Origin of the sequence: Pseudoalteromonas rubra (genome assembly GCF_005887095.1) — a bacterium.
GTDB lineage: Bacteria > Pseudomonadota > Gammaproteobacteria > Enterobacterales > Alteromonadaceae > Pseudoalteromonas > Pseudoalteromonas rubra_E.
This window is the reverse complement of record NZ_PNCI01000187.1, coordinates 1-291: the sequence shown is the minus strand read 5'-3', so window position 1 is coordinate 291 and position 291 is coordinate 1. Positions and strand designations below refer to the sequence as shown.

1 protein-coding gene is annotated in these 291 nt (G+C 35.7%); it reads right to left on the bottom strand.

What is annotated here, in order from left to right; genetic code table 11:
• Positions 1–291, bottom strand: a 291-nt coding sequence (locus CWB99_RS24365; RefSeq protein WP_171045453.1) for a hypothetical protein, incomplete at both ends; no start/stop codon positions are given.

Genomic DNA, 291 nt, shown 5'->3' with positions numbered 1-291 from the left:
CTTGCTCGAAAACATTACCGAATCTTCTTGCAACTTCAATGTCGATATCAGAAAAAGATTTTTTGTAATAGCGATTTAGCTGTAAAGCCGTATTTTTGTTGAGTGGCGCTAAAATGGTAAACCCTTCCGACTCAAGAATGGGTTTTTTCCGCTCATCGGACAACCTTGTAAAATCCGTTTCTGTTAGTATTCTGGTATAAAATTCATTCTTTTCTTCCTTGGAATAAATTTTATGAAAATAAGCCTCCCCGCTTTGGTGAGCAATACTCAACTCATTGGTAAAAGAAAATT